Here is a 21,537-nt window from a genome sequence, read left to right as displayed (position 1 = left end):
GGCGGACGGTCGGGAGGCAGAGTCCTTGGTCCACGGCGGCGAGCCCTAAGGTCCGCGGTGCAGCACCTCGGCCACGGCCCGGCGCGGGCTGGGCGGGTCCGCTTCCGCGGTGTAGCCGATGCGGAGGAGGGCCTGGGGGAAACCGGCGAGCCCGAGGTCTTCGCCCAGCGCCGAGCGCACCTCCGGCAGGTGCAGCGGCTGGGTCAGGACCGCGCCCGCCAGGCCGAGGTCGACGGCGGCGAGCCAGGCGCGTTCCATCGCGTAGCCGACCCGGACGTGGTCGAGCCGCGAGTCGTCGGCGGTCACGAAGAGCAGCAGCGTCTCGCCGGCCAGGCGACGCTCGAGTTCCGGGATTTGCGGGATTTCGGTCGCGCGGCGGACCAGGCCGGCCCAGGGCACCGAACCGGCCGGAATCCGGCTGGCGGGGATGCCGACGCCGTGCCGGTGGGCCGGTTCGTCCCGGATCGTCCACAAGGACAGCTCGCGCTGGTAGGCGCCGTCCTGCCGGAAGGTTTCCGCGGCGAAGTGCAGCAGCCGGGCCACGGTGGCGACCTCGTGGACGGGACGGGCCGCCACCCCCGGCGCCCCGCCCGCCGCGGCGATCCGCCGCACCACGGCCGTCGGCACCGCCACGCCTTCGAACGGCGCGCGGTGACTGGCCCGGCGGGCGATCGCCCCGTAGCAGCGGAGCTCCTCGATCGCCGGCGCGGCCGGTTCGCCGACGTCGATCCGGGCCAGGAGATCCGGCTGTCCGTCCTCGGGCAGGAACGCCACCGTGCAGGAGCGGCCCAGCGTGCGGACCGCCAGCTCGAGATTGGCCACGGCGGCACCGCAGGAGGCGGCGCGGTCCCGGCCGTGCGGGTCGTGGTGCGGGAGCGCCGGTTCGGAACGTTCGCGCACCGACAGCTGCGACGAAGTCACCTCGAGCAACCAGGGCTGCGTGTTGTGCACCGACGGCGCCCGCATCATCGACCGGACCAGCACGTCGGTCTCGGCGGGCGTCCAGCCCGGTGCTTCCACAGTGGACACAAGATCACCCCATCCGGGACAGGTGCGGGAAAATCCGCCGGTGCCGGCGCAGGCGGTCCAGCAGCTCGCCGCGGTCACCGCGCAAAGCCGGCGGCACGGGTGGCGCGGACGTGCCACCGGCGGACCGGATCGCCGCGACGAAGCCGCGGACCCGGGCCGGGCTGGGCACAAGCTCGCCGCCGAGGTAGGCCAGCACCAGCAGGTCCTCGCCGGAATGGGTTTCCATGGCGAACGCCCAGCCGTGCCGTTCGTCCCACAGCAGCGCCATGTCCCGGCCGGGGTGGCGGGGCAGGCGCACGTCGAGGGCGATGTACGCCGAGGCGGGGGTGTCGAGGTCCACCGTGCAGGACTCCTCCCCCACGCCGACCGCGGCGCTCACCGCGGCCAGGTAGCCGGTCAGCCCGCTGCGCAGGCCGTGATCACGGTCGATTCCGGTGAGCAGGGAAATCACGCTCCAACGCCGGGTTTCGTGCACCGGCCACAGCGGACCGGCTCGGTTCGGGACCCGACGGTACGTTCGCGCGTGCGCCTGCGGATGGCGTCGTCGGTCCCTCGGGGCAGGGACTTTCGTCACTTGCATTCCGCGGCCCGGCCGGACGCCCGCGACTGGTGGCCGGTGTCCCCGGTCCCGGTGACTTTCGTCCCCGGCGCGTGGGCCGCCCGCAAGCCGATCCTGGCCTCATGCACGGACCATGGGCCGACGTGCGAGAGACCCACATCGGTGCGGTCTTCCTCGTCGGGGACCTCGCGTACAAGCTGAAGAAGCCGGTCGACCTCGGCTTCCTGGACTTCTCGACGCGCGAAGCACGCGAACGGGCGTGCCACCGGGAGGTGGCGCTCAACCGGCGGCTGGCACCGGACGTCTACCACGGCGTTGCCGACGTCACCGGTCCCGGCGGCGAGGTCCGCGACCACTTGGTGGTGATGCGCCGGATGCCCGAGGAGCGGCGGCTCTCGACCCTGGTCCGGCGCGGCACGCCGCTGACCGCGGCGATCCGGGCGCTGGCCCGGCAACTGGCCGCCTTCCACGCCCGGGCGGCACGCGGGCCGGAAATCGACGCCGACGAGACCCGCGACGCCGTCCGGAACCGGTGGCGTGACAGCTTCGCGCAGGTCCGGCCCTTCCACGGCGAGGTGCTCGACCCGGCCACCGCCGGCGAGATCGAAGAACTCACCGAGGAGTTCCTCGCCGGCCGCGAACCGCTGTTCGACCGCCGGATCGCCGAGGGGCACGTCGTCGACGGGCACGGGGACCTGCTGGCCGATGACATCTTCTGGCTCGAAGACGGTCCGCGCGTGCTGGACTGCCTGGAGTTCGACGACCACCTCCGGCACGTCGACGTGCTCGACGACGTCGCCTTCCTCGCGATGGACCTCGAGCGGCTCGGCGCTCCCCGGCTCGGCGAACAACTCCTGCGCGACTACCGCGAGTTCGCCGGAGACCCCGCTCCCCCGGCGCTGGTGCACCACTACCTCGCCTACCGCGCGTTCGTCCGCGCCAAGGTCGCCTGTCTCCGCCACGCGCAGGGCGATCCGCAGGCGGCCGGGCTGGCCCGCGAGTACGCCGACCTCACGCTGGCGCACCTGCGGTTCGGCCGGGTCCGCCTGATCCTCGTCGGCGGCGAGCCGGGCACCGGCAAGTCCACCGTCGCCGGCGGGCTCGCCGACCGGCTCGGCGCCACGTTGCTGCAGTCCGACCGGCTGCGCAAGGAACTGGCCGGGCTCACGCCGGTCCGGCGGCCCGCCGAGGGCTACCGCGAAGGCCTCTACGACGCCGACCACACGGACGCGACCTACACCGAACTCACCCGTCGTGCCGGCGAACTGCTGGCGCTCGGCGAGACCGTGGTGCTGGACGCGTCGTGGAACGCGGCGCGGCACCGCGCACTGGCCGCCGCGGCCGCCGGGCGGACGAGCAGCCCGCTGGCCGCGATCCGGTGCCTGGCACCGGAAGCGATCGCCGCGCACCGCATCATGACGCGGACCAGTGCGTTGTCGGACGCGACCCCGGACATCGCCCGCCGGATGGCCACGGACGCCGACCCGTGGCCCGAAGCGCATCCACTGCAGACCGCCGGCACGCCCGCGGAATCGCTCGCGCGCGCCGTGGCCTGTCTGATCCCCGAGCACCGAAAGTCCCCTGAGCGAAGGCACTCCGGCCCTCCCGGCAGCGGGCACCGCGGTGCGAAGGTCGAGCCGGAAACCACCCCCGAGGACGAGGAAAGCCGATGACGGACCGAGCATTCCCGGACGACTTCACCGTCAAGACGGCGGTCGCGATGGCGGTCCGCGCACCGTCGGTGCACAACTCCCAGCCGTGGTTCTGGCGGGTCGGCCACAGTTCGCTGCACCTCTACGCCGACCCGGACCGGCGGTTGCCGGAGACCGACCCGGACGGCCGTGACCTCGTTCTCAGCTGCGGTGCCGCGCTGCACCACGCCCGGGTCGGCTTCGCCGCGCTCGGCTGGGCCGCGGAAGTGCACCGGCTGCCCAACCCCGGCGAACCCGACCACCTCGCCGCGATCACGCTGCACCCGCACGACCCGTCGCAGGACGAGATCGCGATGGCTGCCGCAATCCCGCGACGGCGGACCGACCGGCGCCGCCACAGCTCCTGGGTGGTCCCGCGCGGGCACATCGAAGCGATGTCCCGGGCGGCCGCACTGGAAGGCACCGTGCTGCAGGCCGCCGGGAACTCCGCGCGCTACTACCTGGCGACGGCGATCGAGGAGGCCGCGGACCGGCACGCCGGTGATCCGGCGTACCGCACGGAACTGGCGGCGTGGAGCGGGCGCCACGTGTCCCCCGACGGGGTCCCGGCCCGCAACACCCCGGCACCGGACGACACGCCGGGTGCGCTGCGGACCCGGCCCTTCGCCGACCCGCTCCTGGCCCAGCCGGCCGGGGCCAAGGCCGAGGACGACGAGACGGTCCTGCTCGTGCTGAGCACCGCCTCCGACGACCGCATGTCGCGGCTGCGGGCGGGCGAAGCGACGAGTGCGGTGCTGCTGACGGCGAACGCGTTCGGGCTGTCGTCGTGCCCGCTGACCGAGCCGCTGGAACTGCCGGACGTCCGCGACACCGTGACCGAGCACGTCACCGGCGGGTCGTTCCCCCAGATGGTGCTGCGCATCGGCTGGGCCCCCGCCAACGCCGAGCCGCTGCCCGCCACCCCGCGCCGCGACCTCGATGACGTGCTGCAGCCGCTCGAAGCTCCCCCGAAGCACTTCCAAGCCCACTAGCGAAGGAGCCGGTCATGCCGTACTGGAATCACCCCTGGACCATGGGCTGGGCCGGCGGCATCGGCATGCTGGTGCTGATGGCGCTGGTCTTGGCCGCGCTCGTCGTCCTCGCCGTCGTCCTCGCCCGGCGGGGACCGCAGCCGCCACCGCCTGCCGACACGGCCCGGCGGATCCTCGACGAACGGTTCGCCCGCGGCGAGATCGACCAGGAGGAGTACGAACGCCGCCGGGACGCCCTCACGAGGACGCGATGACCCCTGCGCGGCCGCGGCCACCACGGCGAAAACCGGTGTGCCGGGAAACCGCCGATCGGCGGAGGTTCCGGGTGTTCACCCGGTTCGACCTCCAGGACCAGGTCCGGCGAGTCGTCATCGACATCGCGTACTGAGAGGACGTCATGGACCGGCTCAGCCCGCTCGACGCCGCGTTCCTCGAGATCGAGGACGAGGACCCGGGATCGTCGCTGGCCATCGCCTCGGTCGCGATCGCCGAGGGACCGGTGCCGGACCAGGACGAATTCGTCGCGGCCGTGCTCGCGCGGCTGGCCGGGGTCCCGCGGTACCGGCAGAAGGTGCGCACGGTGCCGTTCGACCTCGGGCCGCCGGTGTGGGTCGACGACCCGGCGTTCGACCCTCCCGCGCACTTCGGGCGGGTCGCGCTTCCGGCGCCGCGCGACGAGAACGCGCTCTGCGAACTGGTCGCCCTGCTGATGGGCGAACGGCTCGAACGCGACCGGCCGCTGTGGGAGTTCTGGGTGATCGAGGGCCTGCCGGACAGGCGCTGGGCGATCCTGACCAAGGTGCACCACGCCCTCGCCGACGGACTGGCGGCGACGCGGCTGCAGACCGTCCTGTTCGGCGACGCCCCGGCCGACCCGCAGCCGGCCGCCGAGGCGGCCGACCCGGGCACGGCCAAGCTGCTGCTGGACGCGGCCGGCTCGCTGCTGCGGACACCGTGGACACTGACCCGCCTGCTCGGCCGGGAGCTGCTGCACCCGAACCGGCTGGCCCGCCGCGTCAGCGATGCCGCCCGCGGTCTCGCGGCGATGACATCCGCGCTGCTCCCGGTGTCGCCCACACCGTTGACCGGCCCGCTCGGGCGCGACCGGCGCTACGCGACCGTCTCCGTACCGCTGGCCGACGTCCAGGCCGTCGCGCGGGCGTTCGACGTCACGGTGAACGACGTCCTGCTGGCCGCGGTCGCCGGCGGATTCCGGGAACTGCTGCTGCAGCGCGGCGAGACGCCCGCCGCCGACAGCGTGCGGTCGCTGGTGCCGGTGTCCGTGCGGACCGGCACCACGCTCGACAACGAGGTCTCACTCCTGCTGCCGCTGCTGCCGGTCGACCTGGCCGACCCGGCGCAGCGGCTGGTCCGGGTGCACCGGCGGCTGGGCACGCTGAAGGCCGCCAAGGAGGCCGACGCCGGCGCGCTGCTCACCGCCACCGCGGCGCACCAGCCGTTCGCCCCGGTGGCGTGGGCGATCCGGGCGGCGGCGCACCTGCCGCAGCGCAACATCGTCACGGTGGCGACCAACGTGCGCGGTCCCGCCGAGCCGCTGTCCGCACTGGGCCGCCCGATCGTCCGGATCCACCCGTACGTGCCCATCGCGCTGCGGGTGCGGATCGGCGTGGCCATGCTCAGCTACGCCGGTGAGGTGACGTTCGGGATCACGGCGGACGCGGACAAGGTTCCCGACACCGACGTGCTCGCCAAGGCGATCGAGCGGGAGTTCCCGGCGCTGCTGGCGGAGGTCCGCTGATCACCGGCCGGCCGCGGCGGCGAATTCCGCCGCCAGCGCGTCGACCAGTGCCTCCGGGTCGCGGATCAGCTTCCGATCGGTGCCGAAGCCGAACCGCACTTCGCCGGCGTAGCTGAAGATGCAGACGGTGATCGCCTGGCGGCCGCTGCAGGGTGCCCAGCCGACGATCCCGGACACCTCCGCACCCGCCAGCGTCATGCGCGCCCGCGGGCCGGGCACGTTCGTCAGCACCCCGACCGCCTTGCCGGCGAAGAACCGGCTCAGCGGCAAGCCGACCGGCGCCGGGCTCCGCGCGATCGCGTACTGCACCCCGAACGTCAGCGCGGGCTCGAAGGAATCGCGGATCCGGGCCACCCGCCGGTGGACCTCGGCGAGGCGCTCGGCGAACGTCCGGCGGCCCAGCGGCAGCCGGGCCAGCACCAGGGAGAAGTGGTTGCCGAGGGTGGCCGGGAGCTCGCCGTCGAAGGACGACAGGCTCACCGGGATCAGCCAGCCCAGGTCCGACGGCCCGGGTCGGGCAGTTCCGTGAGCCGTGAAGTACCGGTCGAGTGCCCCGGCGACGAGCGCGGTGCAGACGTCGTTGATCGTCGTCCCGGTGTCGTGGCCGATCCGGCCGAGGGTGACCAGCGGGACCGGGTCGCTCCAGGCCGCGGTCTTCTCGACGCCCGGTTCGCCGTCCCACAGCCCGGTGGCCGTGGACGGGCCGAGCAGCTCGCCGGTCCCGGTCGCGCTGTGCCAGAGCGTCGTCGCCGCGCTCGCGACGGTGTCGACCGCACGCCGGGGGCCGCCGTCGAGAGCTGCCGAAAGGAAGCCGGCGACGGCACCCGTGGCCCCCACCGCCGCCGTCGCGCCGAGCAACGGCACGGCGACCACGGACTCCAGCACGGGGTGCACGCGGGCCGCCTGCTGCTGGACCCGCGCGCCGGTCTCGTCGAGGGCGCGGAGCACGGTGGCGCCGAGCCGGACCACCGGCTGAGCCACCGGTTCTCGGTGGGGCGCGGCCCCGCCGACCTTCGCGTGCGGCGCTGTCTCGCCCTCGACCGGATCCAGGAGGCTGAACAGGACCTGCGTCAACCGGATGCCGTCGGCCATCGCGTGGTGGGTGCGGCAGACGAGCGCGCTGCCGCCGCGGTAACCCTGCAGCAGGTCGATGCTCCACAGTGGACGCTTCGGGTCGAGCGGCTCACTGCGCCGCGCCGCGACGAACGCCTGCAGAGCTGTCTGGTCGGCGGGTGCCGGGAGGTCCTGCACGACGAGGTGCTTGCCGAGGTCGAAGCCGGGATCGGTCTCCCAGGCCAGGGTGCGGCCGTGCCGGACCGCTCGCTGGAAGTACACCGGGTACCGCGCGAGCAGGCGGTCGGACACCAGCGACCGCAGGCGTGCGGGGTCCACCGGGGTCCGTGTCCAGAGCACGGAGGTGACGACCATCAGGTTCTCGGGCCGGTCCAGGTGCAGCCACAGGCTGTCCTGCGCCGGTATCCGGCGGTGCGGCCCGACGGTTTTCCGCGTGTTCGGCACCGTTCCACTGTGCGGCGGCAGCGGATCGGGCGAAAAGGGCCGGAAGTCCTCCGGCCGCGCAGCCGAGGACCCTCCCGCCGCTCCCCGTCCGGGCGCATCGTGAACGCATCGGCCGGCCCACCGGAGCATCGGAGAAGACTCATGTCCCCCACCCACGTAGTCGTCCTGGGCAGCGGGTTCGCCGGGCTGGAGACGGCGTTCGCGCTGCGCGCGCTGGCGAACCCGGACCGCGTCCGGATCACCCTCGTCTCCGACCGGGACGACTTCCTGTTCCGCCCCGACGGCATCTACCTGCCCTTCGGCGCGGCCGAGGCGCCGCTGCACGTGCCACTCGCAAAACCGTTGCGGCGCCGGGAGATCGAGGCCAGGGTGGCCATCGCCGAAGGCGTCGACACCCAGCGCGGCGTCGTGCACACCTCCCACGAACCGGTGCCGTACGACCACCTGGTCATCGCCACCGGCGCCGCGATGCGCCCCGAGGAGGTGCCCGGCCTGGCGGAGTACGCGCGCACCGTGTGGACGCCGGGGCAGCTGCACGCACTGGGCGAGCAGCTGCAGTGGGTGGCGCAGCACGCCCGGCACGGCCGCCTGCAGCAGGTCCTGTTCCTCGTGCCGCCCGGCAACAAGTGCGCCGGCCCGCTGTACGAGATCACGCTGATGCTGGACACCTGGCTGCGCCGTCGCGAAGTCCGCGACAACGTCCAGATCGCCTTCGCCACCTCCGAAAGGAGCTTCGTGCAGGCATTCGGGCCCAAGCTCCACGACGTGGTGGCGGCGGAGTTCGCCGCCCGTGGCATCGAGGGCCGCACCGGCGTGGAACCCGACAAGGTGAGCGAGCTCGAAGTGGCGTTCACCGACGGCTCGGCGCAGGAGTTCGACCTGCTGGTGGCGTTCCCGCCGTACGTGGCCGCCCAGCGCTTCGAGGGCCTCCCCGCCGACGACCGCGGCTTCCTCGTCTGCGAGGAACGCAAGCGCGAAGTGCTCGGGCACCCGGGCGTCTACGCGCCCGGCGACGCCGGCGACTTCCCGGTCAAGCAGGCGTTCCTGGCCCTCCTGCAGGCTCAGGCGGTGGCCGGGCAGATCGCCGCCGACGCCGGCGTGCACCTGCCGGGTCCCGGGTTCGAGCCGGTGAGCACGTGTGTGCTGGAGATGTTCGACAAGGCGACGTTCGCGCAGGTCCCGCTGTCGGTGACCGGCGATCCGGTCCGCCCGGTCGTCGTCGACCAGGACGCGCTCGAGCACTACCGCGTCGGCACGTCCGCCCTCTGGCGACTGGGAAAGAAGGCCCTCGGCACGTACGTCCCGGGCCGGTTCCGTGCCGGGCTGCCGGTGCACGCGGGGGCGGGCTGGGACTCGATGGCCTTCGGCCTGCGGGGCGCAACCCGTTGGCTGGCCCGGTGAGCCCGAAGCGGTTCACCAATCGTGAAGCCGGTTCGAGGAGCTGAGCCCTCGAACCGGCTATCCGGGTCAAAGCTCAGCGAGCCGCTGGGACCACCGCTTCACCGTTGCCCACCGCCGCGGGGGCGACAGCCGGCGGAGCGGCTGCGGCCGCTTCGCGGGCCAGGAACGTGCCCAGCTCGCCGATCGTGCTCATCAGCGGCGCCGGGAACACCACCGTGCTGTTGTGGTCCACCCCGATCTCCATCAGCGTCTGGAGGTTCCGCAGCTGCAGCGCCAGCGGGTGCGCCATCATCGTGTCCGAGGCGGTGCCGAGCGCCGCCGCGGCCTGGGCCTCACCCTCGGCGTTGATGATCTTGGCTCGCTTCTCCCGCTCGGCCTCGGCCTGCTTGGCCATGGCCCGCTTCATCGTCTCCGGCAGCTGGATGTCCTTCAGCTCCACCAGGGTCACGTCGACGCCCCACTCGGTGGTGGTCACGTCGAGGATCTGCCGGATGTCGGAGTTGATCTTGTCGGTCTCGGCCAGCGTCTCGTCCAGGGTGTGCTGGCCGACGACCTTCCGCAGCGTCGTCTGGGCGATCTGGTCGATCGCCGCGTAGACGTTCTCGATCGCGACCACCGACTTCGTCGCGTCCACCACCCGGAAGTACGCCACCGCCGAGACGTCGACGCTGACGTTGTCGCGGGTGATGATGCCCTGCGACTGGATCGGCATCGTGACGATCCGCAGGGACACCCGGCGCAGCACGTCGATCACCGGGATGATGAACCGCAGCCCGGGCTCGCGGACCCCGATGACCCGGCCCAGCCGGAAGAGCACCCCCTTCTCGTACTGCTTGACGACCCGGATCGACAGCGCCAGCAGGACGACAACGACCGCGCCCGCGATCCACCAGCCGATCATGACGCCACTCCCTTCGTTCGGACCGGGACGCTCCAGCGGTCGGAGCGGCCCGCGGTCATCAGGTCGACGACCGTTTCCTTGGTCAGCTCGCCGGTGGCGAACACGCCCGCCATCCGGCCCAGGTACAGCACGGCGATCCGGTCGGCCACGTCGAAGACGTCGTTCATGTTGTGCGACACCACGACCACGCCGAGCCCACGCTCGGCGAGGCGGCCGACCAGCTCCAGCACGACTTCGGTCTGCGCCACGCCCAGTGCCGCGGTCGGCTCGTCCATGATGACCAGCTTCGAGTGCCACAGAACAGCCTTCGCGATCGCCACCGCCTGGCGCTGGCCGCCGGAGAGCGAGCCGACCGGCTGGCGGACCGACGTCACCGTCGTCACGCCCAGGCTGTGCAGCGTCTCCTTCGCGGCCAGCTCCATGCGGTCTTCGTCGAGCGTCACGTGCCGGATCTTCTCCCGGCCCAGGAACATGTTCTGCACGATGTCGAGGTTGTCGCACAGTGCCAGGTCCTGGTACACGGTCTCGATGCCCAGTGTGGCGGCGTCCCGCGGCGTGCGGATGCGCACTCCGCGGCCCCGCCAGGTGATCTCGCCGGCGTCCGGGACGTGGATGCCCGCGATGCACTTGATCAGCACGGACTTGCCCGCGCCGTTGTCACCGACCAGCGCGGTCACCTGGCCGGCCGGGACGTCGAGGTCGACGCCGGCCAGCGCCTGCACCGGCCCGAACTTCTTGGTCAGGCCCCGGACGCGCAGCAGCGGCGGGCCGGCGATGGTCGTCACGTCAGGCCGTTTCCCGGGCGACCTCGGCCAGCCGCCTGCCGAGGGGGCTGTCCGGCGTGCGCGCCGGCGGCGGGATCACGGCGACCGGGCAGGTCGCGTGCCGCAGGCAGGCGCTGCTCACCGAACCGGCGAGCGCCGCCCGCACCTTGCCCTTGCCGTGGCTGCCCACGACCAGCATGGTCGCGTCCTTCGCCCGTTCAGCCAGCACCGCGGCGGGATCGCCGTCGGGCGCCGAGCAGCGGGCCGTCACGCCCGCGAGGTCCTTCGTCACCGCGGTGACGAGCTTCTCCAGTTCGTGGACGTGCACCCGGCGGGCTTCCTCGAGGGTCCGGTGCACGGACGCGTCGTCGAGCATCGCGTCGTGCAGCCACACCGTCACGACGTCCAGCTCGGCGCCGCCGATCGCCGCCTGCCCGGCCGCCCACACGAGCGCGGCCGTGCCGGCGTCGGATCCGTCGACACCGACCACGATCCGGCCTCTCGCCGTTGCTTCGGTCATCACCGCTCCTTCCGCAGTCCCCTGCACCTTCAGCGAACTCCTCACCCGCGCCGGGCGAAGCAGTCGTTCTGCCCGAGCTGCGAGGACCTTGGGCCCTACGGGTCGTGCGCGCCGCCGGAGAACCATCGGCGGGAGGTGACGACGACAGGGAGAGACCCATGACGGTACGGCTCGGCATCAACGGATTCGGCCGGATCGGCCGCGACATCCTCCGGTGCGTGCTGGAGACCCCGGACAGCCCGATCGAAGTGGTCGCGGTCAACGACATCACGTCCCCGGAGATGCTGGCGCACCTGCTCGCGCACGACTCCACCTACGGGCGGCTGCGCATCCCGGTCGAGGTCGTCGACGGCGAGGCGCTGCGTGTCGGCGACCACCTGATCCAGGTCTCGTCCACCGCGGACCCGGCGCAGCTGCCGTGGGGCGAGTACGGCGTGGACGTCGTCGTCGAGTCGACCGGCAAGTTCCGCACCCGCGAAGCCGCCGGCGTGCACCTGGCGGCCGGTGCGAAGAAGGTCGTGATCTCCGCGCCCGGCAAGGGTGTCGACGCGACGATCGTGCTCGGGGTGAACGAGGGCGACTACGACCCGGTCCACCACCACATCGTCTCGAACGCCTCCTGCACGACCAACTGCGTCGCACCGATGGTGAAGGTGCTGAACTCCGCGTTCGGCATCCGCCGCGGCCTGCTCACCACGATCCACAGCTACACCGGCGACCAGGCACTGCTGGACCGGCCGCACAAGGACCCCCGCCGCGCCCGGTCCGCGGCGGTCAACGTGGTGCCGACCAGCACCGGCGCGGCGAAGGCCATCGGGTTGGTGCTGCCGGAGCTGGCCGGCAAGCTCGACGGCGTCGCGGTCCGCGTCCCGGTCGAGGACGGCTCGCTGACGGACCTGACGGTGGAGCTCGAGCGCCCGGTGACGGCCGAGCAGGTCAACCACGCGTTCGCCGAAGCCGCCGACGGCGACCTCAAGGGCATCCTCCGCTACACCGAGGCGCCGATCGTGTCCCGCGACATCATCGGCGACCCGGCTTCGTGCGTGTTCGACGCCCAGCTGACCAAGGCCGACGCACACCTGGCGAAGGTGTTCGGCTGGTACGACAACGAGTGGGGGTACGCGACCCGCACGGTCGAGCTGGTGGAGCTGATCGGGCGATCGCTGGGCTGAAAGCCCCGGGCGCCCGCCGGTGATGCGGCCCGGCGGGTACCCGTCGCCGGCCGGACGAGGTGGAGACGATGAGACCGATGTCCGCCGCCGCCCACCGGCCACACCGAAACCGCCGCTCTCGAGATCGACAACCGCGGGTGGTCGCCGGCGCGGTGACCGACTCCCTGCCCGCACGCTGCGTAGTGAGGCCGCGCGATTGACCGGATCGGCGCTCCCGCGGATCCGGCATGAGCGTCAGGCCAAGGCCCCCGGCCACCGGCACGCTTGACGTGACCGGTGGCCGGGGACCTTGCTGTGCCGGACCGATCCGTCAACTCGATCGGCGGCGGCTGACGAGTACCAAGGACGCGCCGGCGACGAAGGTCACCATTCCGCCCAGGGCGAGCCACCCGACGTCCACGCCGGTCGAGGCGAGACGGCCGGTCTCACGGCCCGCGACAACCTGTCGGGCAGGTGCGGGCCGAGCGGGTGCACCGGCCGATGGCTTCGCCGCCGGCGGAACGGCGTCCGGATCGGGCTGGTCCGGTCCGGGCACGAGCACCACCCAATTCGGCGGGTAGAACCCGTCATCGCCGCCGCGAACGAGCCACATCTGCGTCCGGCCCCACTGCCCTTGCCACGGGCCGACGACGCCGACGTCATAGCGGTCGGCGGGCAGGTCGAAGAAGGCGACGTACCCACCCGGCCCGGTCACCGCACGCGCCACGATCGCCCCGGTCACCTGGTTGCGCAGGTAAACCTTCAGGCCGGACAGCCCCTCGTACTGCGGGTGACACCCACAGCTGTAGACCGGGGTGACGACGTACCCGACGGACTTGGTCGCCCTCGCGCCGGGGATCCGGGTGGCCGCCGTCACCTCGACGTAACCCAGGGACTCGGGAAAGAAGACGGTGCAGCGGGCCTCCAGGTACCCGGCGGTGACGGACTCCTGCCGCACCGGGATGGTGATCTCGAAGTCCCGTGCGGAGGCCGCCGGTACCGTGCCGCCTGGACCGGCCGGGCTCAGCTCACCCAAGCCGACCGGTGCCCTGTAGTCGCTCGTCCAGCAGTTCGCGGTCAGGCCCGGAACCGGGCCCCGTCCGCTGTTGGCCACCGTGACGATCAACCGGGCGGTGTCGCCCTCGGCGTAGGTGGGCGCCGAGAACCGTGCGGATCCGGTGAGCCAGCCGGTGATGTCGTACTCGCCCCGGACCACCACTTCCGGCTCACTGTCCCCGGTCACCTCCACGGTGACGCCGGCGAACTTCCAGTCCGCGGAGACACCGTAGAGCGTCCAGGAGCCGGCGAGCATGTCGTGGAACGCGAACCGGCCCTGGCTGTCGGTCGTCGCATCGAAGTACTTGCCGGGGGCCGACGGCCCCGAGGCGCGGACGACCAGACCGGCCAGGGTCTCACCCGGGTCGATCACGTGGTTGCGGTTGTGGTCACCATAGGCGATCCCGGTGAACCCGCCGCGCACCACCGTGAGCGGGGCCGTGACGGTGACCGAGTTGTCGGCCAGGTCGGCGTCAGGCTCGGTGGAGGTGACTTCGACCGTCAACCGCACCACGTTCTCGCTGACATCTTCGATGTACGCGAAGGCGTAGGCTTCGGCCGTCTCCCCCGGCGCCAGAACGGCGTTCCCGCCGTTGATGGTGCTCCAGGTGTGGGACGTCAGCGTCCCCGAATCGGTCAACCGCACTCCGGTGGCGGTGCCGCCACCCGTGTTAGTCACCGTCGCGTGAACGACGACCGTGTCGCCCGGCCGGTAGGAAGGTTGGCCGAACGCCACGGTCAGCCGCAGGTCGGGCTGATCCTCCGCGGCAGCGGGTGGCGCGGAGGCCGAAGTCGTCGACACCGGCGTCGTGCTCGGCGCCGGTGCGGACGACGGCGGGTCCTTCACCGCCGTCTCCGACGGCTTCACCGATGTGGGCGACGCTTTGGCCGTCGAAGTCGGGGCCGGCGACGGCTTGGTGGTCGGCGTCGGCTTCGTCGTCGGCGCCGGTCTCGAGGTCGGCGATGGTTTCGTGGTCGGCGTTTCCGCGGTGGACGGTGGCGGGGAACCCACCGCCGGTACCGTGGAAGCCGGCGTCTCGGTCTCCGCCGCGAACACCGGCCCGGCCGAGACGCCGAGGGACATCGCCGCCGCCACCGTGGCCGCCGCGGCGACCCGGGACATCCGTTTCATCCTCACTCCTCCCGTTGCGCGGCCTCCGCCGGCCGCGGTGCGCGTGGTCCGGAGAGCTCGAGCGGGAAGGAACCGGGTGCTCAGCGTCCGGCCGGTTCCGGGAACTGCTTGCCCGCGCGTGGCATCGCGCTCGACAGACCGGGAAGGTCGCGGCCGGGCAGCAGGTGGTGCCAGTAGAACCACGGGGAAATCAGCTTCCCGAGGTGGTTGAGCCGGGACTCCTTGAGCAGCGGCAGTCCCGTCTCCGCCGGGAACCGGCCGGGGAGCGGCCCGGTTTCGTAGTTGAAGTCCAGCAGCAGCGCCTTGCCGAACCCGCTTTCCACGAAACAGGTGGCGTGCCCGTCGAAGCTCGCGTCGAGCGGCCTGCCGTCCAGGAGCTGCCCGACGTTGCGGGCCAGTACTTCGCCCTCGAAGTGCGTGACCGAGGCCGCCTTGACCGCCGGGAGCGCCGCGGCGTCCCCGATCACGAAGACGTTGTCCTTCACCTCGGCCTGCAGGGTGTGCTCGTCGGCGCGGACGAACCCGCGCTCGTCCCCCAGGCCGGGTGAACGGTCCACATAGGACGCGCCGCCGTGCAGCGGGACGACCACCGCCTGGTCGAAGGCGACCTTCCGGCCGTCGGCGGACACCAGCCGCCCGGCGCCGCCGTCGACCTCGCGGGTGGCGAAGCCGGTCACCAGCTCGATGTTCTTCGCCGCCAGCAGTTCGGCGAACACCCCGGCGGCCGCCGGCTCGGCGAACGCAGCGCCCAGCGGCGTCACGAAGGTCAGCTCGACCCGGTCCCGGACGCCGCGCCCGGTGAAGAACCAGTCCGCGAGGAGGCAGAACTCGAGCGGGGCGACCGGGCACTTGACGGGCAACCCGAGGACGTCGACCACCAGTCGGCCGCCGTCGAACCCCGCGAGCGCCGAAGCCAGGCCCACCGCGCCGTCGAGGTCGTAGAACGTGTCGACGTGAGAACGCCAGCCCGGCCCGGTGAGTCCTGGGGTCCTCTCCGGCATGAGTCGCGCCCCGGTGGCGATCACGAGCGCGTCGTAGCGCAGCACGGTCCCGTCGGCCAGGTGCACGCGCGCGGCGTCGAGGTCGACACATTCGATCGCGCTGCGGTGATAGCCGGTCCCGTCGGCCAGCTGCCGGGGGCGCGACCGGACGAGGTCGTCCGCGTCGGCCGTCCCGAACGGCACGAACAGCAGGCCCGGCTGGTAGACATGGTGATCGTCCCGGTCGACGACGGTGATCCGCGCGCCGTCGCCGAAGTCGCGGCACAGGCGGTTCGCCGCCAGCGTTCCCCCGGTTCCCCCGCCGAGGACGACGATGCGTTTCATCGCCGCCTCCTCAGCGCAGGCCGGCGGCCGCGCCGTCGTCCTGCGTGTACTTCAAGCGGTTGCGGACCGCCACCACACCGGGCACGGACTCGGTCAGCCACTCCGCGCGCTCCACCTCGCTGCGCCGGTCGATCACCCCGCTCAGCGTCACGACACCGTCATCGACCCGGACCGTGACCATCGGCGGCTCCACCCAGATCTGCCGCCGCAGGACGTCCCGCTCGATGATCTCCTTCAGCTCCTCGTCCGGGCGCAGGAACGCGCGCAGGACGTCCCGGCGGGCGAGGACACCGATCAGCCGACCGGAGCCGTCGACGACGTACAGGCGGCGCAGCTTCGCCTCCACCAGCCGCCGGGCGGCGCCGGCCACGGGCTCGTCCTTGGCGACGGTCGGCACGCGCCGGGTCATCAGCTCACGCGCGGTCAGCCCCTGCGCCTTCGTCCACACCCGGCGCTTCCAGAAGACCGGTTCCGGCTTGCTGTCGCCGCGGTGGCGGGCCAGCAGGTCCGCTTCGTCGACCACGCCGATCGGACGCCGGTGCTCGTCGAGCACCGGAATCGCGGCGATGCCGCGCTCCGCCAGCAGCGAGACGAGTTCCTTGAACGTCGTCCCGGGACCGGCGGTCACGACCGGCCAGGTCATCAGATCCGAAACCTGCGGACCGCGCATCGCACACCTCCGTCAGACGGTTCTCTTCACGTTAGGAAGTCCCACTGCCGCCGGGCTGCGGGCGAGGGTCCCCGGGCGAGGGGTCTTTCGCCCCTTTGCCCGTGCCCGCCGATGCCCTTGCCTGGAACACCCGGCGAAAGGAGACCCCCATGACCGGCCACAAGCGGTGGCGCGACCTGAGTCCCCGGCAGCGCGGCCGGATCCGCCTCGCCGCGAGCGTCCAGCTGCTGCTCGCCGCCGCCGCGTGGTGGGACCTCGCGCACCGGCCCGCCACGCAGGTTCGTGGCCCGAAATGGTTGTGGGCCCTGGTGATCGCGGTGAACTTCGCCGGCCCGGTGGCCTACTTCGCGCGCGGCCGCGCCACCACCACCGGGCAGAGCGCGTAGGACATCAAAGCCTGGCTCGTCGACCCGAGCGCCAGCCCGCCGAGCCCGCCCCGGCCCCGGCTGCCGGCGACCAGCAGCTGGGCCCGGTCGGCGAAGTCGAGCAGCCGCTCGGCCGGGCGACCGGCCACGACCTCGCGGTCCACCACCACGTCCGGGTACTTCTCGCCCCAGCCGGCCAGCCGCTGGGCGAGCAGTTCCCGGGCGTACTCCTCGGCGGCCGTCCCCGTGTCCCACCAGCCGTCACGGTGCCGGCAGTGCACCGCGATCAGGCGAGCGCCCCGCCAGGACGCCTCCTCGTACGCGACTGCGATGGCTTCCTCGCTCGCCGGGCTGCCGTCGACGCCGACCACGACCGGCCCTTCGGCGGATGGCTCGTCCTCGCCGGCGTGTGGGCGGATCAATGCGACCGGGCACCGCGCGTGCGCGGCGAGCGCCACCGTGACCGATCCGACCAGGACCCGGCCCAGCGGCCGCAGTCCCGGCGTGCCGAGCACGAGCAGCGCGGCGCCGTCGGATTCGGCGACCAGGGCGTCGGCGGGCCGTTCGGGCCGCAACACCGTTTCGGCCTCGACGCCCGAAGCCGCGTCACGAGCTTCGGCCAGTATGGCCCGTCCTTGTGTCCCGGCCGCCTCCAGCAGCTGCACGTACGTCGGATCCGCTCTCGGGTAGGGCACGGGCAGTTCCGGGAGCGCGTGCACCAGGCGCAGGCCGAGCCGCCGAGCCCGGGCAACGCGCGCGGCCCACCGCACCGCCGCGAGTGCGCCCGCCGAGCCGTCGACGCCGACCACCAGTTTCGTGCCGCTCATCCGATTCCCCTTTCACCTCCCGGAAGCCAACCGGCCTCCGCCCTCGCGCGCGTGAGGCTTCCGCCCCGTTCCGGGAGGACTTCGGTCCTTCGCGCGCGGTCCTCGCCAACCGGCACCCAAGGGCCTCCCGGCCGGGGACTTTCGACTCCGGAAACCCTGGTGCCACCGGAAGAAACTGACCGCATCACCGAAGGAACGGAGGTTTGCCATGTCCATCAAGCCGGACGCTCAGAAGACGGCTCCCACCCCGCCCCCGGCTCACCGGGTCACCGAACCGGCGCCGGTCCCCGATTTCGTCGCCGGTCCCGCCGTCGCCGGGAAATCCCTGGCCGTCCTGCGCATCGCCACCGGGTTCGTCTTCCTGTGGGCGTTCCTCGACAAGCTGTTCGGCTGGGGTTACGCCACCCCGTCGAAGGGCGCCTGGATCAACGGCGGCTCGCCGACCAAGGGCTTCCTGTCCGGCGTCGACGCCGGGCCGTTCCAGTCGATGTTCCACTCCTGGGCCGGCACCTGGTGGGCCGACTGGCTGTTCATGCTCGGCCTGGCCGGCATCGGCATCGCCGTGATCGCCGGCGTCGGGCTCCGGCTGAGCGCCGCCGCGGGCTCGCTGATGATGCTCATGATGTGGGCCGCCGAATGGCCGCTCGCGCAGAGCACGAGCACCGGCGAGGCCACCCACTCGACCAACCCGATCGTCGACTACCACATCGTCTACGCGCTCGTCCTGATCGCGCTGGCCGCCGCGGCGGCCGGGAACACGTGGGGCCTCGGCCGTCGCTGGGCCGACCTCGCCGGCGACCGCAAGTGGCTGCGCTGAACACCTCACCCCTGGGCGCCCGCCACCCGGCGGGCGCCCTTTCCCCTGCCCGGAAGGAACAACGATGAAAGCACTCGTGTACGACGGACCGGGCCGGCGCAGCTGGACCGACCACGCCGACCCCGGGCTCGCCGCGCCGACGGACGCGATCGTCCGGGTCGACGCGGTCACCATCTGCGGCACCGACCTGCACATCCTCAAGGGCGACGTGCCCGAGGTCGAGCGCGGCCGGATCCTCGGCCACGAGGCGGTCGGCACGATCGTCGAGACCGGGTCCGCCGTCACCGGCGTCAAGGCCGGCGACAAGGTCCTGGTTTCGTGCATCTCCGCCTGCGGCCGGTGTGAATACTGCCGGAAGGCGGCCTACGGCCAGTGCCTCGGCGGCGGCGGGTGGATCCTCGGGCACACGACCGACGGCGTCCAGGCCGAGTACGCTCGTGTCCCGTTCGCCGACACCTCCACCTACGTGCTGCCGCCCGGGGTGAGCGACGAGTCGGCGCTGATGCTCGCCGACATCGTCCCGACGTCGTACGAAGTCGGCGTCGCGGGCGGCGGGGTGAAGCCGGGCGACACGGTGGTGATCGTCGGGTCCGGGCCGATCGGGCTGGCCGCGATCACCAACGCCCAGCTGTTCGCCCCGAGCACGATCATCGTGGTCGACAAGGAACCGGCCCGCCTCGACGCGGCGAAGTCGTTCGGCGCGGACGTACTGGTGCAGCCGGGCGACGCGGCGGCCGCGGTGGCCGAGGCGAGTGGCGGGCTCGGCGCCGATGTGGCGATCGAGGCGGTGGGTGTCCCGGAGACGTTCGAGCTGTGCACCCGGCTGGTCCGCCCGGGCGGGCACGTGGCGAACGTCGGCGTGCACGGCGCGCCGGTGACGCTGCACCTCGAAGAACTGTGGATCAAGAACGTGACGATCACGACCGGCCTGGTCGACACGGCCAGCACGCCGATGCTGCTGCGGATGCTCGCAGCGGGCCGTCTGGACACGAGCCGGTTCGTCACGCACCGGTTCGGGCTCGACGAGATGGACGAGGCCTACGACGTCTTCGCCCACCCGCAGGACAGCAACGCGTTGAAGGTCGCGCTGTTCCGCAGCTGAACCGCGACGCCACGGGCGGCCGCCGATGTGCGCACCGGCGGCCGCATCGAGGTGCGTGCGCGAACGAGAAGGAGGAGCTGATGTCACGATGGCCAAGGTGTGCCGCAGCCGTGTTCGCAGCGATCGCGCTCTGCATCGCCGCCTCGACTGGGCCCGCGTTCGGGGAGAGCAGCGGGCCGCCCGGACCGGTGGCCGCCGAAAGCCTGGAAGCGCCGCATTCCGAAGTGCCCGCTGCCGATCACGATCGGGCAAGTGCCACGACGACGGCAGCGCCCGGGCCGTCAAGACCGGAGCCGACCAAACCGACGACATCCGTATCGGCTGCGGCTTCCCGGCCGTCCACGACCGCACTTGCGGCCACCGAGTCCTCCCCACCCGGCTCGGGGCCGAGCACACCGGCCTCCACGGCGCCCGGACCGGCTGCCCCCACGTCGGTGCCGGTGGACCTTCGGCTGTCGGTGTGGTTCGACAAGACCGCCTACTTCGCCCACGAGCTGATCACCGCGCACGCCGGAATCACCAACGCGGGCACCGCTCTCGCGACCGACGTTCGGATCAGCTCCACGGGGAACCTGTCGAGCGTGTACTGGGCGCCGGTGCCACCGATCGCGCCGGGACAGACGGTCGAAAACAGCGTGACCGGGTACGTCACCACCGAATCCGGCCCGCTGGTCCTCACCGTCACGGTCGGGTCGCCGGGCGGGCCGCCCGACGCGAACCCGGCGGACAACACCGTCACCGCGTCGGTGCCGGTCACCTACCTCCGTGGCAGCTACCGCGGAACCGTCTACGGCGACCGCAACGGCAACCACGCGATGGATCCCGACGAAGCCCTCGCCGGTATCCGGGTCGACATCTTCAGGGGAAACCCCCTCGTCCAGCGGGCCGCGGTGACCGACGCCGGCGGCCACTTCGCGTTCCCGGACCTGCCGGCGGGCGGCTACGCGACGTCGTTCGCCGACACCGATTGGTACCTGCCACTATCGAGCGTCCAAGTGACCGGGGTGGACGACCCGGACGTGCTGATTCGCGGCACGCCGTCGGTCGCCCTCTGGTTGTCCACGTCCGCGGCGTTCACCCGCGAGTCGTACCGGGTGAACGATATCGCGCGGTTGACCCTGACCCTCACCGACAAAGGGCCGATGCCGTTGACAGACCTGACCGCCGAGTGCTGGGCGACCGCATCAGGTCAAGTGGACACCGGGAAGCTGGCCGTGGGCGGGCCTGGCGTGACCGTGCCCGCAGGCTCGAGCCGAATGTTCGAGCTCACCGTCCGGATCACCGAGCAAGCCGCTGAAGAAGGGAACATGCGCGTCTGGTGCGCGGTCGGGGCGCCGCCGTCCGTCAACGGGCCGGTGACCTCCGTCGGGGCGACCGCGCGGGTTCCCGGCGGCGTCGCTCCGGAAGTCGTCGGCTACCTCGGGCTCTTCCGCTACAAGCCACAGCTCGGGTTGCCCGCGAGCGACCCGCTGCCCGGGGTGAAGGTCTACCTCCGCGAGCAGGTCACCGGAAGAGTCGTCACGCGGGCGGTGACCGACGCCGCGGGCAACTTCGCCTTCCACCAGGTGCCGGCCGGCATCTACGACGTCGGCGTCGTCGGACCGTGGCAGCTGGTGTACACCGATCCGGAGTTCCTGGTGCGCGACGGCGAAAACGGGCTCGACCCTTACCCTTACCGGCAGCATCGCCTGTTCGTCATCCCCGGCCCTGACCAGCCGGATCCCGATGCCGCACCACCGCCCGGCAGCCGGCCCGCCCGCGCCGGGACGGTCGTGGCGAAGCCACGGCCCGGCACCGCACCCGCACCGCCGGCCGGCCTGGCCACCACCGGCGTCGAGGTGACGTGGCTCGCGCTCGGCGGCCTGCTGACCGTCGTGATCGGCACCGGGCTGGTGCTCCTCACCCGGCGGCGGTGGCCGTAGCCGGTCACGCGGAGAAGCGGCCACCGTCCGGTTCGG

20 protein-coding genes are annotated in these 21,537 nt (G+C 72.5%); 10 read left to right on the top strand and 10 right to left on the bottom strand.

Features of this window, described 5'->3' with window-relative positions:
• Positions 1-45: 45 nt before the first annotated feature.
• Together HUT10_RS47355 and HUT10_RS47350 are read right to left on the bottom strand one after the other, a co-directional pair.
• Positions 46-1,029, bottom strand: a complete 984-nt coding sequence (locus HUT10_RS47355; RefSeq protein WP_254897355.1) for a nitroreductase — start codon at positions 1,027-1,029, stop codon at positions 46-48.
• 4 nt (positions 1,030-1,033) lie between these two features.
• Positions 1,034-1,480 carry a DUF6292 family protein gene (locus tag HUT10_RS47350; protein ID WP_176178387.1) on the bottom strand — a complete coding sequence of 149 codons (447 nt, stop codon included), beginning with the start codon at positions 1,478-1,480 and terminating at the stop codon, positions 1,034-1,036.
• A gap of 251 nt (positions 1,481-1,731) precedes the next feature.
• Here HUT10_RS47350 and HUT10_RS47345 point away from each other — a divergent pair, with 251 nt between their 5' ends.
• From HUT10_RS47345 to HUT10_RS47330, 4 genes are all read left to right on the top strand, one after another.
• On the top strand, positions 1,732-3,261 hold the full coding sequence (locus HUT10_RS47345) for an AAA family ATPase (protein ID WP_368660814.1): 1,530 nt from the start codon (positions 1,732-1,734) through the stop codon (positions 3,259-3,261).
• Positions 3,258-4,271: an NAD(P)H nitroreductase gene (locus tag HUT10_RS47340; protein WP_176177187.1), complete on the top strand. Its 1,014-nt coding sequence runs from the start codon at positions 3,258-3,260 to the stop codon at positions 4,269-4,271. The genes HUT10_RS47345 and HUT10_RS47340 overlap by 4 nt, the downstream gene beginning before the upstream one ends.
• A 14-nt stretch (positions 4,272-4,285) precedes the next feature.
• Positions 4,286-4,525, top strand: a complete 240-nt coding sequence (locus tag HUT10_RS47335) for an SHOCT domain-containing protein (protein WP_176177186.1) — start codon at positions 4,286-4,288, stop codon at positions 4,523-4,525.
• A 143-nt stretch (positions 4,526-4,668) separates the two neighbouring features.
• Positions 4,669-6,030, top strand: coding sequence for a wax ester/triacylglycerol synthase family O-acyltransferase (locus HUT10_RS47330; protein WP_176177185.1), 1,362 nt, complete (start codon positions 4,669-4,671; stop codon positions 6,028-6,030).
• Here HUT10_RS47330 and HUT10_RS47325 read toward each other — a convergent pair whose 3' ends face one another.
• Entirely contained in the window at positions 6,031-7,548 is a 1,518-nt protein-coding gene (locus HUT10_RS47325) for a WS/DGAT domain-containing protein (protein ID WP_176177184.1), read from the bottom strand.
• A gap of 141 nt (positions 7,549-7,689) precedes the next feature.
• Here HUT10_RS47325 and HUT10_RS47320 point away from each other — a divergent pair, with 141 nt between their 5' ends.
• Positions 7,690-8,949: an NAD(P)/FAD-dependent oxidoreductase gene (locus HUT10_RS47320; RefSeq protein WP_176177183.1), complete on the top strand. Its 1,260-nt coding sequence runs from the start codon at positions 7,690-7,692 to the stop codon at positions 8,947-8,949.
• A 73-nt stretch (positions 8,950-9,022) separates the two neighbouring features.
• On the opposite strand, the gene HUT10_RS47315 is transcribed toward HUT10_RS47320, so the two are convergent.
• Genes HUT10_RS47315 through HUT10_RS47305 form a run of 3 tightly spaced genes read right to left on the bottom strand, consistent with a single transcriptional unit; the run spans position 9,023 to position 11,134 of the window.
• Entirely contained in the window at positions 9,023-9,850 is an 828-nt protein-coding gene (locus HUT10_RS47315) for a slipin family protein (protein WP_176177182.1), read from the bottom strand.
• Positions 9,847-10,626, bottom strand: coding sequence for an ATP-binding cassette domain-containing protein (locus HUT10_RS47310; RefSeq protein ID WP_176178386.1), 780 nt, complete (start codon positions 10,624-10,626; stop codon positions 9,847-9,849). The genes HUT10_RS47315 and HUT10_RS47310 overlap by 4 nt, the downstream gene beginning before the upstream one ends.
• Positions 10,627-10,636: 10 nt before the next feature.
• Positions 10,637-11,134 carry a universal stress protein gene (locus HUT10_RS47305; RefSeq protein ID WP_176177181.1) on the bottom strand — a complete coding sequence of 166 codons (498 nt, stop codon included), beginning with the start codon at positions 11,132-11,134 and terminating at the stop codon, positions 10,637-10,639.
• A 158-nt stretch (positions 11,135-11,292) separates the two neighbouring features.
• Here HUT10_RS47305 and gap point away from each other — a divergent pair, with 158 nt between their 5' ends.
• Entirely contained in the window at positions 11,293-12,306 is a 1,014-nt protein-coding gene (gap, locus tag HUT10_RS47300) for a type I glyceraldehyde-3-phosphate dehydrogenase (RefSeq protein ID WP_176177180.1), read from the top strand.
• A gap of 310 nt (positions 12,307-12,616) precedes the next feature.
• On the opposite strand, the gene HUT10_RS47295 is transcribed toward gap, so the two are convergent.
• The 3 genes from HUT10_RS47295 to HUT10_RS47285 form a co-directional block, all read right to left on the bottom strand.
• On the bottom strand, positions 12,617-14,473 hold the full coding sequence (locus HUT10_RS47295) for a DUF11 domain-containing protein (RefSeq protein ID WP_176177179.1): 1,857 nt from the start codon (positions 14,471-14,473) through the stop codon (positions 12,617-12,619).
• A gap of 80 nt (positions 14,474-14,553) precedes the next feature.
• Positions 14,554-15,798, bottom strand: a complete 1,245-nt coding sequence (locus tag HUT10_RS47290) for an FAD/NAD(P)-binding oxidoreductase (protein WP_176177178.1) — start codon at positions 15,796-15,798, stop codon at positions 14,554-14,556.
• 10 nt (positions 15,799-15,808) lie between these two features.
• On the bottom strand, positions 15,809-16,468 hold the full coding sequence (locus HUT10_RS47285; protein WP_176177177.1) for a CBS domain-containing protein: 660 nt from the start codon (positions 16,466-16,468) through the stop codon (positions 15,809-15,811).
• Between the two features lie 149 nt (positions 16,469-16,617).
• Between HUT10_RS47285 and HUT10_RS47280 the strand changes: the two genes are divergently transcribed.
• A complete protein-coding gene (locus HUT10_RS47280) occupies positions 16,618-16,854 on the top strand; it encodes a PLD nuclease N-terminal domain-containing protein (protein WP_176177176.1) in 237 nt (78 codons plus the stop codon).
• Here the strand turns inward: HUT10_RS47280 and HUT10_RS47275 are convergent.
• Positions 16,809-17,660, bottom strand: a complete 852-nt coding sequence (locus tag HUT10_RS47275) for a universal stress protein (RefSeq protein ID WP_176177175.1) — start codon at positions 17,658-17,660, stop codon at positions 16,809-16,811. The two genes, HUT10_RS47280 and HUT10_RS47275, sit on opposite strands and share 46 nt — an antisense overlap.
• Positions 17,661-17,868: 208 nt before the next feature.
• On the opposite strand from HUT10_RS47275, the gene HUT10_RS47270 reads away from it, so the two are divergent.
• From HUT10_RS47270 to HUT10_RS47260, 3 genes are all read left to right on the top strand, one after another.
• Positions 17,869-18,477, top strand: a complete 609-nt coding sequence (locus tag HUT10_RS47270; RefSeq protein ID WP_176177174.1) for a DoxX family membrane protein — start codon at positions 17,869-17,871, stop codon at positions 18,475-18,477.
• Positions 18,478-18,541: 64 nt separating this feature from the next.
• Positions 18,542-19,579 (top strand): zinc-dependent alcohol dehydrogenase family protein, encoded by a 1,038-nt coding sequence (locus HUT10_RS47265; RefSeq protein WP_176177173.1) that lies wholly within the window; start codon positions 18,542-18,544, stop codon positions 19,577-19,579.
• A 440-nt stretch (positions 19,580-20,019) separates the two neighbouring features.
• Entirely contained in the window at positions 20,020-21,501 is a 1,482-nt protein-coding gene (locus tag HUT10_RS47260; RefSeq protein WP_176177172.1) for a carboxypeptidase-like regulatory domain-containing protein, read from the top strand.
• Positions 21,502-21,537: the final 36 nt, after the last annotated feature.

Source organism: Amycolatopsis sp. Hca4 (assembly GCF_013364075.1).
GTDB lineage: Bacteria > Actinomycetota > Actinomycetes > Mycobacteriales > Pseudonocardiaceae > Amycolatopsis.
Note: the sequence above shows the minus strand (reverse complement) of the source record. Positions and strands in the feature narration are given on the sequence as shown.